This is a genomic window from Klebsiella sp. PK18, assembly GCF_057784655.1.
The window spans coordinates 1992555-2008336 of the sequence record NZ_CM173493.1 but is presented as its reverse complement, the minus strand read 5'-3'; the positions used below and the strand labels follow the sequence as shown (position 1 = coordinate 2008336).

Genomic DNA, 15782 nt, shown 5'->3' with positions numbered 1-15782 from the left:
GCAAGGCGTCGACCTGCTGGCCGCGGATCAGGCTTCGACCGCGCTATTCTGCAGCTGCGGACCGGCCAGCGCCAGACGCGCGCCCGCTTCGGTATCGCTGTACTGCTTAAAGTTATCCATAAACAGCTGAGCCAGGCTCTCGGCCTTCTCCTGCCACTTATCCGCTGAGCTCCAGCCATTACGCGGATCCAGCACCGCGCTGTCTACCCCTGGAATGCTCTGCGGGATCGCAAGACCGAACACCGGGATGGTCTCATCGCGCAGCGGGCCGGTAGTGCCGTTGAGGATCGCGCTAATGATGCTGCGGGTATCGCGCAGCGACAGGCGTTTGCCCTCGCCGTTCCAGCCGGTGTTGACCAGCCAGGCTTCCGCACCGGATTCCGCCATCTTCGCCGCCAGGACGCTGGCGTACTGGGTTGGGTGAAGCAGCAGGAACGCCGCGCCATAGCAGGCGGAGAAGGTCGGCGTCGGCTGGGTAATGCCGCGCTCGGTACCCGCCAGCTTCGAGGTGAAACCCGACAGGAAATGGTACTGCATCTGCTCGGTGGTCAGACGGGAGACCGGCGGCAGGACGCCAAACGCATCGGCGGCAAGGAAAATCACCTTCGACGGATGGCCCGCGCGGGATACCGGCTTGACGATATTGTCGATATGCGACAGCGGATAGGAGACGCGGGTGTTTTCGGTTTTGCTGCCGTCGGCATAATCCACGCTGCCGTCAGCGCGCACCACCACGTTTTCCAGCAGCGCATTGCGGCGGATGGCGCCATAAATCTCCGGCTCCGCCTGCGGGTCGAGATTGATGGTCTTGGCGTAGCAGCCGCCTTCAAAGTTAAACACGCCGTCATCGTCCCAGCCGTGCTCGTCATCGCCAATCAGCTGACGATGCGGATCGGTCGACAGGGTGGTTTTGCCGGTACCGGAGAGGCCGAAGAACAGCGCCACGTCCCCTGCTTCGCCACGGTTGGCCGAGCAGTGCATCGACGCGATGCCTTTCTGCGGCAGCAGGTAGTTCATGACCGAGAACAGCCCTTTCTTCATTTCGCCGCCGTACCAGGTACCGCCGATGAGCTGAATACGCTCGCTGAGATTAAAGGCGACGAAGTTCTCGGAGTTCATCCCCTGCGCCTGCCAGTTGGCATTGGTGCAGCCCGCGCCGTTGAGCACCACGAAGTCTGGCGTAAAGCTGGCCAGCTCGTCGGCGCTCGGCACGATAAACATGTTTTTGACAAAGTGAGCCTGCCACGCCACCTCGGTAACGAAGCGTACGCCAAGGCGGGTATCCGGGCTGGCGCCACACCAGGCGTCGATGACATACAGTTTTTTACCGCTCAGCTGGCCCGCCACCAGGCTTTTCAGGCTGCGCCACACGTCTGGCGATAACGGTTTGTTGTCATTGCGGCCGAGGCCGGAGTCTGCCCACCAGACGGTGTCGCGAGTCTGTTCGTCGCGGACGATGTATTTATCGCGCGGTGAACGGCCGGTGAAGATCCCGGTATCAACAGCCACAGCGCCAGAGTCGGTCATCACGCCGCGGGCCGCGCCGGTCAGTTCAGGAGCGGTTTCATGTGCAATAAGCAAATCGTAATCAGGGTTGTAAAAGAATTCGCCGCTTGCATTAATCCCCAGCTCCTGCAGAGCCATTTTAACTGATTCAATTTGTTGTGACATGGAACTCCTGACAAACTATTTAAGGTAAGAGGCCTGGGTTATTCATTGCTTTCGTCATCGTCGCCGGCGATTTAATAAGATAAGTCCTGGACAATAAAATAAAGCAATAAATAACCGTGAGTCGCGATTTCATATCGTGCTCATGTAGGGTCGCCGATATGCATTCATAAATCTCAACTTTCCAAAAAATGTTAACACCTGTCGATAATTATGTTAATTGCATAGTTTCTATGCGCTATGCTAAAATTGCATAGCCTTTATTGCGTTTTTGAGGACTGGATCGGTGTTGGCAAATCTGGAAGTTAAATGGCTGTATGATGTGATTGCCCTTGAGGAGTCACGCAGCTTTACCCTGGCGGCCAAAGCCCGCAACATCTCTCAGTCCTCGTTCAGTCGACGCATCCAGTCGCTGGAGGCCTCCCTCGGATTCAGCATCTTCGATCGTAGCGCCAACCCCCTGCAATTGACCAACCGCGGGAAAATTTTTGTCGGCTATGCGCGAAATATGCTCGATGACATGGATTTTCAGATCAGTCGTATTAAGGGTTTAAATAACACGACCCAGAAAATAAGAATCGACGCGGCCCCTTCGCTGTCGGTGTTATTACTGCCGGAAATCATCGCCGGTTACACCGACCGTAAAAATAAGACTTTTCATGTTGAATCGATTAACGTCAACGACGCCGTATTTAACCTGAAAGAGGGAAAAAGCGATTTTATCCTCTCCTTCTATAATGAAGAATTAATGAACTATCCGTTTATTAATCATAAAATTTTTGATTCTTACCTGCACCTGGTCTCCCCCTGCGACGAACATGGCCGCCCGCTGTTTCATTTACATCGCGGCGTGCTGCCGCTGATGAAATACGCCAACGACAGCTATATGGGGCGCCAGGTGAACCAGGTGATCGACCGCACGCCGGAGATCACCTTCTCCCTCACCTTCGTCTCTTCCATGAGCGAGCTGCTCAAGCGCATGATCCTCAATGGCGACGGCGTGGGCTGGCTGCCGCAATACTCTATTCAGCGCGAACTGGACGAAGGCCGACTGACGATCCTCGATGACCGCCTGTCGCTGCCGATCGGCGCCTGGCTCTACCGCTCCGGCTCGCGGCTTAACCAGGCCGCCGAACGTTTCTGGCAGCACATTAAAACCCGTAACGAACCGCGGGAATAACCCCCTCAGCCGCTGATCCCCAGATATGCCTTACGCACCTCCGGGTCGTTGAGCAGCGCCTGGCCGCTGCCGCTCAGGCGGATCTGACCGTTCACCATCACATAGGCGCGGTCCGACAGGTTGAGGGCATGGCGGGCATTCTGCTCCACCAGAAACAGCGTCATCCCCTGGGCCGTCAGCTCGCGCAGGATCTGAAAAATCTGCTTCACCACCAGCGGCGCCAGCCCCAGGCTCGGCTCATCCAGCAGCAGCAGGCGCGGTCGGCTCATCAGCGCCCGGGCGATGGCCAGCATCTGCTGCTCGCCGCCGGAGAGGGTCATCGCCCGCTGTCCCCGCCGTTCTTCCAGCCGGGGGAACAGCTGATACATCCGCGCCTTGTCTTCGGCCTGATAGCGGTTGCCAATAGCAATGGTCCCCATCAGCAGGTTCTCCTCGACGGTCATATCGGGAAAGATGCGCCGCCCTTCCGGGGCCTGGGCGATGCCGTTACTGGCGATAAAGTGGGTCGATTTCCGGCTGATCGCCTCCCCGCGATAGAAAATCTCCCCGCCGGCAATGCGCGGCTGGCCGAAGACCGACATCAGCAGCGTTGATTTACCGGCGCCGTTGGCGCCGATCAGCGCCACCGTCTCTCCCTCGTTGACGGTGAGGGAGACCTGCTTCAGGGCCTGGATCGGCCCGTAGAAGACATCCACCTCATTAAAGGCAAGCAATGGCTGGCTCATCGGCGCGTCTCCTCTTCCTCAGCGCCAAGATAGGCGGCAATCACGCTGGCGTTAGCCTGGATCGCCTGCGGCACGCCGCGGGCGATGACGTCCCCGTGATCGAGGACGATGATATGATCCGAAATCTCCATCACCATCCCCATATCATGCTCGATCAGTAGCACCGTGATGCCGTGCTGCTGGCGCAAAAAGCGAATAATCCGGCTCAGCGCCTGGGTTTCCACCGGGTTGAGGCCGGCGGCCGGCTCGTCCAGACAGATCATCTCCGGGCGGGTACACATGGCGCGGGCGATCTCCAGCCGCCGCTGCTGTCCATAGGAGAGGGTCCCCGCCAGACGGTTGGCGCAGTCCACCATCTCCACCACCTCCAGCCAGTAAAAAGCGCGATCCAGCGCCTGACTCTCCGCCTGCCGATACCCACGAGTATTGAGGATCCCGGCCAGCAGATGGCGGTTAACCTGGGTATGCTGGGCCACCAGCAGGTTCTCAATCACCGACATCTCGCGGAATAAACGTATATTCTGGAAGGTGCGCGCCAGGCCAGCGCGGTTCACCAGATGGGTGCCACCGAACATCTTGTAATAGATCCGCCGCCCCAGCTGCGCCGGGTGGAGAAAATCGTCCGGGTGAAGCTTCTGCCCCAGCACCTGAATGACATCGGTAACCTTTTCCCGCGCCCGCAGCACGATGCTCCCCCCCGTCGCCCGGTAAAAACCGGTCAGGCAGTTAAACACCGTGGTCTTGCCCGCGCCGTTGGGGCCGATCAGGGCGGTGATCGACCCCCGCTCCACCTCCAGATTGACATCATTCAGCGCTTTGATGCCGCCGAAATGCATCATCAGATGCTCAACGCGTAAGATGCTGTCGGTCATGGCGCGACTCCTTTTCGCAACGCAACCCCGCTGCGGCTGGTGCGCACCAGGCCGCGCGGCCGCCAGATCATCATCACCACCATCAGCACGCCGAACAGCAGCACCCGATATTCGTCAAAACCGCGCAGCAGCTCCGGGGTGACCGTCAGGACAAACGCCGCCAGCACCACTCCCAGGGTGGAGCCCATTCCCCCGAGCACCACAATCGCCAGGATCAGCGCCGACTCAAAAAAGGTGAACGACGTCGGGTTAACAAACCCCTGATAGCTGGCGAAGAACACCCCGGCGATGCCGGCGGTCGACGCGCCGAGCATAAACGCCGAGAGCTTCACCAGCACGTGGTTGAGCCCCATCGCCCGACAGGCGATCTCATCCTCGCGCAGCGCCTCCCAGGCGCGGCCGATGGGCATCCGCGTCAGACGATGTTTCACCAGCAGCACCAGCATCACCACCAGGCACAGCACGGCGTAGAGAAAGATGAATTTCAGGTTGGGGTTGTAGCTGACGTGGAAAAACTCATGGATGGGGATGCCGCCATCCCTGGCCCGGCGGGTAAACTCGAGGCCAAACAGCGTGGGCGACGGCACCGGTACGCCGTTGGGCCCCCCGGTGAAGCTCACCCAGTTGTTAAGCACCAGGCGAATGATTTCGCCAAAGCCGAGGGTGACGATGGCCAGGTAGTCGCCATGCATGCGCAGCACCGGAAAGCCCAGCAACGCCCCGGCGAGGGCCGCCATCACCGCCCCCAGCGGCAGCATCGCCCAGAAGCCGAGGCCCAGGTACTGGTAGCCCAGCGCCAGGCCGTAGGCGCCGATGGCGTAGAACGCCACATAGCCCAGATCGAGCAGGCCCGCGAGGCCCACCACAATGTTCAGCCCCAGGCCGAGCAGAACGTAGATCAGGCCGAGGATCGCCACGGTCAGCAGGTATTTGCTGGCGAGAAATGGAAAGGCAATGGCCAGGACCGCCAGCAGCGGCATTATCCAGCGCAGCCGCGAGCGGTATCCCGGCGGCCGGACGTACACCCCGTCATCCGCCCCCTCAAAGCGGGCAATAAAGGCTTTTCCCCGACGGCTCTGCAGCAGCAGGCTGAGCGCCAGCCTGCCGGCCATCACCACCGCCACGAGGATCGCCACCCGCGCGGGCGCGAGGGTAAAACCATACCCTTTGAGCACCACGCCGACGATCGGGCCAAAGACAATTAACGCGCAAAGACCGGCCAGCACGCTGTCGATCAGCGCGCTTTTGATATCCCGCGCAGGCTGGCGCGTAAATTCACCCATAAAGCCTCCTTAGACCTTGGCCACCAGCGGACGTCCCAGCAGCCCCTGCGGGCGAAAAATCAGGATCGCCACCAGCAGCGCAAAGGAAAAGACATCTTTGTAATCCGAATTCACCAGCCCGGCGAACTGGGCTTCGGCCACCCCGAGCAGCAGTCCGCCCAGCATCGCGCCAGGCAGCGAGCCGATCCCGCCCAGCACCGCGGCGGTGAAGGCTTTGATGCCGATAATAAATCCGATATAGAAGTCGAAGGTGCCGTAGTTCATGGTCACCAGCACGCCGGCCAGACCGGCCATCGCCGCGCCGATGACAAACACCAGGGAGATCACCCGGTCGGTATTGATGCCTAGGATCGCCGCCATACGCCGGTCCTGCTGGGTAGCGCGACAGATGCGCCCCAGCCGGGTGTACTGGATAATCCAGGTCAGGGTCAGCATCCCCACCAGCGCCGCGACGAGAATAAACACTTTGGTCCAGGTGATCTGCACCACCCCATCGCCCACCGTCATGCGCAGCGCGCCGCTGAGCAGCGTCGGGATCCCCTGCTGGTTCGGCCCCTGGCTCAGCTGGACATAGTTCTGCAGGATCAGCGACATCCCGATAGCCGAGATCAGCGGCGCCAGTCGCGTCGAGTTGCGCAGCGGCCGGTAGGCGATGCGCTCGATCGCCCAGCCATATACGCCAGTGACCACGATGGTGAACACCAGGGTGGCGAAAATCAGCAGCGGAAAGGAGTGGATCCCGAAGAAAGAGAGCAGCGCCAGGCCGATGGCGCACAGATAGGCGGAGACCATATACACCTCGCCGTGGGCGAAGTTGATCATGCCGATGATCCCATACACCATGGTGTAGCCGATGGCGATTAAGCCGTACACTGCGCCCAGCGTCAGCCCATTGATCAGTTGTTGCAGAAAAAACGCCGTCATAGCCCCTCCAGCCGCCAGGCAGACGGCCGCCGGGTTCCGTTCCCGGTCGACCGCCGTGATGTGACGATTCGCAAGTCAAAAGGACAGAGCGTCCTCAGGTCGTGGCCGATCAGAGCTGATGATATTTGCCCTTGTCGTCCCACTGATAGACCACGTAGTCGGACACCTTGAGGTCGCCTTTGCCATCCCAGGCTTTCTTACCCATTACCGTATCGACGTCGTGGCTCTTCAGCCAGTCGCTGGCTTTGGCGTTATCGGTACCCACGGCGTTCCAGGCCGCGGCAATGGCCTGAATGGAGGCGTAGGCGTAGAGGGTATAGCCTTCTGGTTCAAAGCCGCTGGCGCGGAACTTCTCGATCACCGCTTTGCCTTCCGGGAGAGTGCGCGGGTCCTGACCAAAGGTCATCAGCACGCCGTTGGTGAACTGCGGCCCGCCGGCGGCCGTCACCAGCTCCTCGGTGACGATACAGTCGCCGGAGAAGAATTTAGCCTGCACCCCCTGCTCGCGCATCTGACGCACCAGCGGGCCCGCTTCCGGATGACAGCCGCCAAAGTAGACCACGTCCGGCTTGAGGGCGCCGATCTTGGTCACCAGGGCGTTAAAGTCTTTTTCACCGCGGGAGAGGCCTTCGTACAACACTTCTTTGGTGCCCCGCTTCGCCAGCGCCGCGCGGGTGGCATCGGCCAGCCCCTGACCATAGGTGTCTTTATCGTGGATGACGGCAATTTTCTTCGCCTTCAGCACGTCCAGCATATAGTTGGCGGCAATCGCCCCCTGCTGATCGTCACGACCACACATGCGGAAAAGGTCCTTCATGCCGCGCTCGGTGATCTGCGGGTTGGTCGAGCCGGGGGTAATGGTCAGGATCCCGGCTTCGTCATATACCTCGGAGGCCGGCATCGTTGAGGAAGAGCAAAAGTGCCCCACCACGGCGGAGACTTTCGCTTCATCCATCAGCCGGTTGGCCACCGCCACCGCCTGCTTCGGTTCGCACGCGTCATCCCCCTGCACCAGCACAATCTTTTCGCCTTTGATACCGCCGGCGGCATTGATATCGGCCACCGCCTGTGAAGCCCCTTTCCAGTACTGGGCGCCGTAGGTGGCGTTGGGTCCGGTAAAGGGCCCGGCGACGCCGATCTTCACGTCTGCCTGGGCGTAAAAGGCCATGCTCATACAACCTGCTATCACAACATGAAGCGTCATTGTTTTCAGTTTCAAAGACATTCGGATATTCCTCAGCGATGTAAAGCCTGGCGTCATGGAATGACGCAGAAAATATCACTTACCGTGTGGTGCCGACGTTGGCGCAGCGCCAGGACGGCCAGGGTGGAAGAAGCAAAAATCCCGCCAGGTAGAGAGGTCGCGCCAGAGAGCGGACGCCCCGGTCAGTGCGCACGCGACGGCAACCCGTGCCGCATCCGGCAAGGGCGCATTCCCTTTCAGGTCAGGAGATCGGTTGCCATCACGTGGCGAGCCGGACAACGCGGTATCCGTACCGACCCGTGAGCTAAACATAGATGCAGTTAGCGGTCGCTGCGCGCCAGCGTGGTGCAAAAATGCGAATATGATCAACAGTGGTGATTATTTTGTTGCGGTAATGTGAAGATGATAACAGGAGAGCCCGTTAAAGGCTCTCCTGTGGCCTGGCGGCCGCTCAGAGTTGACTGGTGAACGTTCGGGAGATCACATCCTGCTGCTGCTCGCGGGTCAGCGCGTTAAAGCGGACCGCATAGCCGGAGACGCGGATCGTCAGATTCGGATACTGCTCCGGGTGTTCTATCGCATCGAGCAGCTTTTCCCGGTTCAGCACATTGACGTTAAGATGCTGTCCCCCCTCCACCGTCTCCTCGTGGTGGAAGTAGCCGTCCAGCAGCCCCACCAGGTTGTTTTCCTGCGCCGACGGGGCTTTGCCGAGGGCCGCCGGCACGATGGAGAAGGTATACGAGATGCCATCTTTGGCGTAGGTAAACGGCAGTTTCGCCACCGAAGTCAGCGACGCCACCGCCCCTTTGCGGTCGCGGCCATGCATCGGATTGGCCCCCGGGGCGAACGGCGTCCCCGCCCGACGTCCGTCCGGCGTGTTGCCGGTTTTCTGCCCGTACACCACGTTGGAGGTGATGGTCAGGATCGACTGGGTCGGCACCGCCTGACGCCAGGTGGGGAGCGCCTGAATTTTGCGCATAAAGCGCTCCACCAGGTCGCAGGCGATGGCATCGACCCGATCGTCGTTGTTGCCGTACTGCGGATAGTCGCCTTCAATGACAAAGTCCACCGCCAGCCCGTGGTGATCGCGCACCGGCTTCACCCGGGCGTACTTTATCGCCGACAGCGAATCCGCCGCCACCGACAGGCCGGCGATGCCGCAGGCCATCGTGCGGTAGACGTCGCGGTCGTGCAGGGCCATCAGCGCCGCCTCGTAGCTGTACTTATCATGCATACAATGGATGATGTTCAGCGCGCTGATGTACTGCACCGCCAGCCAGTCCATAAAGTGGTCGAGGCTCGCCATCACGGTGTCATAGTCCAGCACCTCATCACGCAGAGGGTCGGTTTTCGGCCCCACCTGGATCTTCAGTTTCTCATCCACCCCGCCGTTAATCGCGTAGAGCAGCGTTTTGGCGAGATTGGCGCGGGCGCCGAAGAACTGCATCTGCTTGCCGATCACCATCGGGCTAACGCAGCAGGCGATGGCGTAGTCGTCGCTGTGAAAATCGCTGCGCATCAGATCGTCGTTCTCATACTGCAGCGACGAGGTGGCGATAGAGACCCGGGCGGCATATTTTTTAAACGCCACCGGCAGCGCCTGCGACCAGAGCACGGTCAGGTTCGGCTCCGGCGCCGGCCCCATGGTGTGCAGGGTATGCAGGTAACGGAAGGTGGTTTTACTGACCAGGGTGCGGCCATCCAGCCCCATACCGCCCAGCACCTCCGTCGCCCAGATGGGATCCCCGGAGAACAGCGTGTCAAATTCCGGGGTGCGCAGGAAACGCACCATGCGGATCTTCATGATGAAGTGGTCAATGAGCTCCTGGGCCTGCTGTTCATTGAGCCGACCCGCCCGCAGATCGCGTTCGATATAGATGTCGAGGAAGGTGGCCGTGCGCCCCAGCGACATGGCGCCGCCGTTCTGCGACTTCACCGCCGCCAGGTAGGCGAAGTACAGCCACTGCACCGCCTCCCGGGCAGTGCGCGCCGGGTGGGCGATATCGCAGCCGTAGCGGGCCGCCATCTCCTGCATCTGCTGCAGCGCGCGCCGCTGTTCGGCCAGCTCTTCGCGCAGGCGCAGGGTGGCCTCCAGCGCCTCGCCGCGCTCAAGGGCTGGCTGCAGGTCGGCAAACTGCAGCTCACGTTCGCGAACCAGATAGCGGATGCCGTACAGCGCGACGCGGCGGTAATCGCCGATGATCCGTCCGCGGCCATAGCCGTCCGGCAGCCCGGTCAGCACCCCCGACTTGCGACAGCGCAGCATATCCGGGGAATAGACGTCAAATACCCCCTGATTGTGGGTCTTGCGCAGCGCCGTAAACTGATACTCAAAGGCGGGATCCATTTCGCGGCCATAGGCCTCGAAGGCGCTTTTGATCATATTGATGCCGCCAAAAGGATGCAGGGCGCGCTTCAGCGGCTGGTCCGTTTGCAGGCCGACGATCTTTTCCAGCGGCTGGTTGATATAGCCCGCCGCGTGGGCGGTGATGGAGGTGGCGACATTGGTGTCGAAATCCACCGGCGCATGGGTGGCGTTCTCGACGCGGATCCCGGCCATCACCTGCTCCCAGAGGGCGGTGGTCGCTGGCGTCGCGTCGGCGAGGAAAGACTCATCGCCCTCGTAAGGGGTGTAGTTATGCTGAATAAAGTCGCGGACGTCGATCTGCGTTTGCCACGCCGTACCGCGAAAGCCCTGCCAGGCGTCGGCGTATTGTGCGTCGTGGGTGTCGATATCTACTTTCATGAACATCGTCTCTCTACAGAATAAAAAGTCAGGCCAGCGCCGCCGCCGTGTGGATCCGACCTAAGCGGATCGCATCGAGGGCAATCATGCGCTCTTCATTGGTAGGAATAACCGCGCAGCGCACCCGGCTGCCGTCGGCGGAGATCAGGCGCTCGCCGGCCGAATTCGGCTGCTGGTTGCGGGCGACGTCCATCTCAAGGCCAAATACCGCCAGCCGCTCGCTTACCAGCCGACGGATCAGCACCGAGTTCTCGCCAATCCCGCCGGTGAAAATAATGCCGTCGAGACGCTGCAGCGCCGCGGCGTGACCGGCAATATGACGGGCGATGCGATGGACAAAGGTTTTAATTGCCAGGCGGGCGCGGGCATGGCCCTCATGCCACGCCTGCTCCAGCACCCGCAGGTCGGAGGAAAGGCCGGAGATCCCCAGCAGGCCGGAGGCGGTGTTGGCCACCCGCTCCAGGTCGCTGAGGGTCTGCCGGGTCTCCCCGGCAATCCACGCCATGGCGCCGAAGTCGACATCGCCGCTGCGGGTGCCCATCATCAGCCCCTCCAGCGGCGTCATCCCCATCGAGGTGTCCACGCTGCGGCCGTTGCGCACCGCGCAGATCGAGGCGCCATTGCCCAGGTGGGCGATCACCAGGCCGCTCTCCTGCTCCGGCAACCCGAGCAGCGCCAGGGCGCGCCGGGACACATAGCGGTGCGAGGTACCGTGGAAACCGTAGCGGCGTACCCCGAGGTTCTGGTAATACTCCCACGGCAGACCATAGAGAAAAGCTTCCGGGGCCAGGGTCTGGTGAAAGCTGGTATCAAAGACCGCCACCTGCATCACTTGCGGGAACAACCGCTGCGCCGAGGCGATGCCGCTGAGACTGGCGTAGTTATGCAGCGGGGCCAGGGACGATACCTGGCGAATGTTATTGATAACCTCCTCGCTAATAATGACCGACTCGGTGAAGAGGTCGCCGCCGTGGGCAACGCGGTGGCCAATCAGGGCCACGCTGTCGATGAGGTCGCGTTGGGCTAATGCCCCGGCAATCGCCTGCAGGGCGCCTTCATAGCCGCGCTGCGCCAGCGCCACCGGCTCGCCGCCGTTGAGCGAGAGAAACGCCCGTTCCGCGTTGATGCCCTCGGCCACGCCGTTCAGCAGGCAGTCGCAGCTGGCGGCGTCCAGGACGGAAAATTTGATCGACGACGAGCCGCAGTTGATCACCAGTACTACCGGAAATTCAGTCATGTTGTACTCCGCGTGGCCTGAGCCGGATTAGAACAGTTTGTAAACGATGTTGAGGATGGTCAGCAGACCAATGGCGGTCACAAAGAGGTTATCGAGACGTCCACGGTATTTGGCCAGCGAAGGCGCTTTACGAATGGCGTACATCGGCAGCAGGCACAGCAGCGAGGCGATAATCGGCGCGCCCATGGCCTCAATCAGGTCGAGGATATTGGGGTTGGCATACGCCACCACCCAGGTCGAGCCCATGATGAACACCATGCTCAGGGTATTGAGCTTGCCGCTGGAGACCCGGGTTTTATCCCCTTTATAGCCGAAGCGCAGGATCAGACCGTTCAGCCCCTCGAGGGTGCCGAGATAGTGGCCGAAGAACGATTTGAAGATGGCCACCAGGGCGATGATCGACGCGCCATACTCCAGCAGGGTGGCAAACGTGGATTTGGTGCCCGACATCGAGGCAAAGTGGTTCGCCAGATAGGAGAGCACCGGGATATTTTGCGCCTTGGCGTCCGCCATGTTCTGCGGCGAGAGGGTAAACAGGCAGCTGAAGGCGAAGAACATCACCACCGCCACCATCAGCATGCTGGCCCGGGAGATGATCTGTGAGCATTTGCGTTCGGTATACTCCCGGCCAAACTGCGCTTCATACTCTTCGCGTTTGGAGACCACAAATGAGGAGACGATCGGCGAGAAGTTAAAGGAGAACACCATGATGGAGATGCCCAGCCATACCGTCACCAGAATGCCGTCGTGACCGGTTAAGGCGATATCGCTGAGGTTGACCTGGTCAATCACCGCGCTATTCCAGTAAGGGATCAGGGACAGGGAGATCACCACCAGGCTGGCGATAAACGGCCACACCAGATAGCTCATCACCTTGACCATCAGGTCTTTACCAAACCAGATGACAAACGCCATCAGCAGCAGCAGGAGCAGCGCCACCACCCCGCGGTTGAGGGCCGGCATCTGCAGCTGGTTCTCCCAGAAGGTCATAAAGGTATTGGTGATCGTGACGCCATAAATCCACAGCAGCGGGCAGATGGCGAAGAAGTACAGAAAGGTGATCACCACCCCGCCGGTTTTGCCAAAATGCTCTTCCACCGTTTCGGTGATATTGCCGGAGGGGTTAGCTCCCGACAGGCATAGCCGGGCCAGCGCCCGATGGCAATAGAAGGCGATGGGATAGGCCAGCACCAGCATCACCAGGATCGGGATCAGCCCGCCGAAGCCGGCGCGGATCGGGAAAAACAGCACCCCGGCGCCGATAGCGGTGCCAAACAGGCCCAGGGTCCAGGTGGTGTCAGATTTACGCCAGGACGAAAGGCTTGTCTGGCTGGATGCAATGCTCTCAGTCGTACTCATATCCTGTCCTCACTTATGTATTGAATTAAGCGTCAACAAAACCCGTAATTTGCGAAACCCGCGAGAGATCGATATTGCCGCCGGAAATCAGGCTGACCGTTTTGCGGTTCTGGATATAGCTGTCTAATTTGCCGCTTAATAACGCGGCGCAGGCCAACGCCCCGGCCCCTTCGGTGATCACTTTATTGCGCTGAATTAAGGCGACCATGCTCTGGCGAATGTCGTCCTCACTCACCAGGACGATGTCATCCACCAGCTGGCGGGCGATTTCATAAGTCAGTTTCCCTGGCCGGGCGACATCGCAACCATCGGCTAAGGTGCCGGCGTGGCGATGGCTGGTGATCTCCCCGGCATACCAGGAGGCGGCCATCCCGTGAACATTTTCTGACTGCACGCCAATAATGCGGATTGTCGGGTTAATGGATTTAATCGCAATCGCGATGCCGGCAATTAATCCCCCGCCGCCAATCGGCACGATGACATTATCCACGTCATAAAGATCTTCTAATATTTCGAGACCAATCGTTCCCTGCCCGGCAATCACCTGCGGGTCGTCATAGGGGGGAATAAAAATACGGCCCTCAAGTTCAACAATATCGCTGGCTTTGGCGAGGGTATCGTTAAAGTTATCGCCATGCAGGACTACCTCTGCCGAATAATCACAGGTGGCGGCGACTTTCGATTTCGGCGCCCCTTTCGGCATCACCACTTTCCCGTCAATGCCGAGCATGGCGCAGGAGAGCGAGACCCCCTGCGCATGGTTGCCCGCCGAGCAGGCCACCACCCCTTTGCGTTTTTCCGCTGCGGTTAAACCGCACAGCTTATTAAACGCGCCGCGAATTTTAAATGAGCCCGTGCGCTGCATATTTTCGAATTTAAGGAATATTTCCCCCTGGCAGCGTTCGCTAAAATAATTCGAGCGGGGCATGCCCGTTTTATATATTTTTCCCGCCAGGCGTTGCTTCGCCTCGAGAATATCGTCAATGGATACCGGAAGATCGTAGGTAATATGCATGATGGCCTCTGTATCTTAATATAAAGTCAATGACCGGGCGTCATCCTGCTGATAACAGCGAGGACGTGTGTTGGGTTATTTAATCAATATCAGTCAGGCAATTTCTATTGGCTGCCAGTGGCGGTTTCCCTGCCCCGAAGAGTACTGTTTCGCCATCTCCACCAGCGACGCCGCCGCGGTTTTAAGCCGGTAATTCTTCGACCATACCGCCGCATAGCGCGCCACCGGCAAGGCCTCTTTAATGGGGATGGTGACAAACTGGCTCGAGCCGAACGGCGTGGTCATGTCGCAGGGGATCACCGTCAGAAAATCGGCATTGAGTACCAGGTTATAGATCGTCACCACCGAATCGGTATTGACGATATTTTCGCGGCGGATGCCGCTGCGCTGCAGGGTGGCCAGCAGTTCACTGTAATAGCCCATATTGGTCTCCGGCAGCACCCACTGCTCATGCTGGAGCGAGGCCAGACGGACGGTGCCGTTGCCGATCCGCGCCCGGTTCGCCACCAGCACAAACTCAGACTCAAACAGCGGCTCGACGTGCAGGTCCTGCAGTTTCATCTCATCGCTCAGCGTCCCGATGGCGAAGTCGAGACGCCCGTCGCGGATCGCCGGTAAAAAAGCGGAGAGCTGCGCTTCATACATCGATACCCGCGCCTTCGGGAAGGTCATTTTAAACTGATGCACCATCTCCGACATAAAGGTAAACCCGACCAGCGAAGGGAAACCAAAGGAGACATCCACCACCGCGCTGTTGGTCAGATCATTCATTTCATTGACCATATTTTTCATTTCACGGGTGATCGCTTCTGACCAGTTGAGAAATACCTGCCCGGCCTCGGTGAGCGAGACGCCGGTATTTCGCCGGACGATTAATTCGCTGCCAAAATAACTTTCCATGTCACCAATGATTTTACTGACCGCCGGCTGAGTGAGTCCTAACGCTTTTGCTCCGGCCCCGATTGACCCACTGCGGATCACTTCCTGGAAAACCACCAGATGCTGTGTTTTAGGCAGAGAAAAAGTATTCATCGCGTCTCACTTTCATTCCTTTGTTGACGGCGGAAAGTGTAACAAATCGCGATCACCGGGTTATGTGAGAGCTCTCACAAAGGCTCCGCCGCGGAGGATAAGCAGGAGCCACGAGTCAGAATAAGTAAATTAAAATCAACAAATTACAAGCATCATAAACGCTATTTGCGCGCCTTTTACTGTGGTCGAATGCGGGGATAAAAATAATTGATGGCGATAACATCGACAGCGAAATGGCGATAAAAAATACGCCTTTTGTACGTTATTCGACCCGCGCTATCAGGGTGAGAAGAAAGCCGAAAATTAAATTAATGCTGTAAACAATAAAAAGCAGACGTAATAAACGCCGTTATTTAACGACAAGCCGGTCGGGCATCACATTTTATCCCCGGCGGTTGGGAAAAATGCGCGGTCATTATTTACACGATAGAAACATTAAATTCACAATCTTGTTTTTGTTTTGCGGCGGACGGCGCTGCTTTTTCCGCCATATCGCAGGCGGTCATACTTTGATTAAAATCAACCCTGGTAATTTAT

General features: G+C 59.1%; 14 protein-coding genes. 3 read left to right on the top strand and 11 right to left on the bottom strand.

The window, feature by feature from the left end:
• Positions 1-27: 27 nt before the first annotated feature.
• The gene (gene pckA / locus AC3EMD_RS09770; protein WP_012967799.1) at positions 28-1671 is read right to left on the bottom strand and encodes a phosphoenolpyruvate carboxykinase (ATP); all 1644 of its coding nucleotides are present in this window, start codon (positions 1669-1671) and stop codon (positions 28-30) included.
• A gap of 283 nt (positions 1672-1954) precedes the next feature.
• Between pckA and AC3EMD_RS09765 the strand changes: the two genes are divergently transcribed.
• A complete protein-coding gene (locus AC3EMD_RS09765) occupies positions 1955-2848 on the top strand; it encodes a LysR substrate-binding domain-containing protein (protein ID WP_008804342.1) in 894 nt (297 codons plus the stop codon).
• A 5-nt stretch (positions 2849-2853) separates the two neighbouring features.
• Here the strand turns inward: AC3EMD_RS09765 and AC3EMD_RS09760 are convergent, their stop codons facing one another.
• The 5 genes from AC3EMD_RS09760 to AC3EMD_RS09740 all read right to left on the bottom strand — a co-directional run bounded on the left by AC3EMD_RS09760 (position 2854) and on the right by AC3EMD_RS09740 (position 7820).
• Positions 2854-3573, bottom strand: coding sequence for an ABC transporter ATP-binding protein (locus AC3EMD_RS09760; RefSeq protein ID WP_008804341.1), 720 nt, complete (start codon positions 3571-3573; stop codon positions 2854-2856).
• A complete protein-coding gene (locus AC3EMD_RS09755) occupies positions 3570-4445 on the bottom strand; it encodes an ABC transporter ATP-binding protein (protein ID WP_008804340.1) in 876 nt (291 codons plus the stop codon). Before AC3EMD_RS09755 ends, AC3EMD_RS09760 begins: the two co-directional genes overlap by 4 nt.
• Positions 4442-5728: a high-affinity branched-chain amino acid ABC transporter permease LivM gene (gene livM, locus AC3EMD_RS09750; protein WP_012967797.1), complete on the bottom strand. Its 1287-nt coding sequence runs from the start codon at positions 5726-5728 to the stop codon at positions 4442-4444. Before livM ends, AC3EMD_RS09755 begins: the two co-directional genes overlap by 4 nt.
• 9 nt (positions 5729-5737) lie before the next feature.
• Entirely contained in the window at positions 5738-6652 is a 915-nt protein-coding gene (locus AC3EMD_RS09745) for an ABC transporter permease subunit (protein ID WP_008804338.1), read from the bottom strand.
• Positions 6653-6761: 109 nt separating this feature from the next.
• Positions 6762-7820: a branched-chain amino acid ABC transporter substrate-binding protein gene (locus AC3EMD_RS09740; RefSeq protein ID WP_302074183.1), complete on the bottom strand. Its 1059-nt coding sequence runs from the start codon at positions 7818-7820 to the stop codon at positions 6762-6764.
• A gap of 289 nt (positions 7821-8109) precedes the next feature.
• Here AC3EMD_RS09740 and AC3EMD_RS09735 point away from each other — a divergent pair, with 289 nt between their 5' ends.
• On the top strand, positions 8110-8256 hold the full coding sequence (locus tag AC3EMD_RS09735) for a hypothetical protein (RefSeq protein ID WP_032431965.1): 147 nt from the start codon (positions 8110-8112) through the stop codon (positions 8254-8256).
• Between the two features lie 51 nt (positions 8257-8307).
• Here AC3EMD_RS09735 and pflB read toward each other — a convergent pair whose 3' ends face one another.
• From pflB to tdcA, 5 genes are all read right to left on the bottom strand, one after another.
• Complete coding sequence (gene pflB / locus AC3EMD_RS09730) at positions 8308-10602, bottom strand: formate C-acetyltransferase (RefSeq protein ID WP_022065994.1); 2295 nt, start codon at positions 10600-10602, stop codon at positions 8308-8310.
• A gap of 28 nt (positions 10603-10630) precedes the next feature.
• On the bottom strand, positions 10631-11839 hold the full coding sequence (gene tdcD, locus AC3EMD_RS09725; RefSeq protein ID WP_008804335.1) for a propionate kinase: 1209 nt from the start codon (positions 11837-11839) through the stop codon (positions 10631-10633).
• A 27-nt stretch (positions 11840-11866) separates the two neighbouring features.
• Positions 11867-13198: a threonine/serine transporter TdcC gene (gene tdcC / locus AC3EMD_RS09720; RefSeq protein ID WP_004200322.1), complete on the bottom strand. Its 1332-nt coding sequence runs from the start codon at positions 13196-13198 to the stop codon at positions 11867-11869.
• A gap of 25 nt (positions 13199-13223) precedes the next feature.
• Complete coding sequence (gene tdcB, locus AC3EMD_RS09715) at positions 13224-14213, bottom strand: bifunctional threonine ammonia-lyase/L-serine ammonia-lyase TdcB (protein WP_002910762.1); 990 nt, start codon at positions 14211-14213, stop codon at positions 13224-13226.
• Between the two features lie 93 nt (positions 14214-14306).
• Positions 14307-15245 (bottom strand): transcriptional regulator TdcA, encoded by a 939-nt coding sequence (gene tdcA / locus AC3EMD_RS09710; RefSeq protein ID WP_302074051.1) that lies wholly within the window; start codon positions 15243-15245, stop codon positions 14307-14309.
• 179 nt (positions 15246-15424) lie between these two features.
• Between tdcA and AC3EMD_RS09705 the strand changes: the two genes are divergently transcribed.
• Positions 15425-15565: a hypothetical protein gene (locus tag AC3EMD_RS09705; RefSeq protein ID WP_162494490.1), complete on the top strand. Its 141-nt coding sequence runs from the start codon at positions 15425-15427 to the stop codon at positions 15563-15565.
• Positions 15566-15782: the final 217 nt, after the last annotated feature.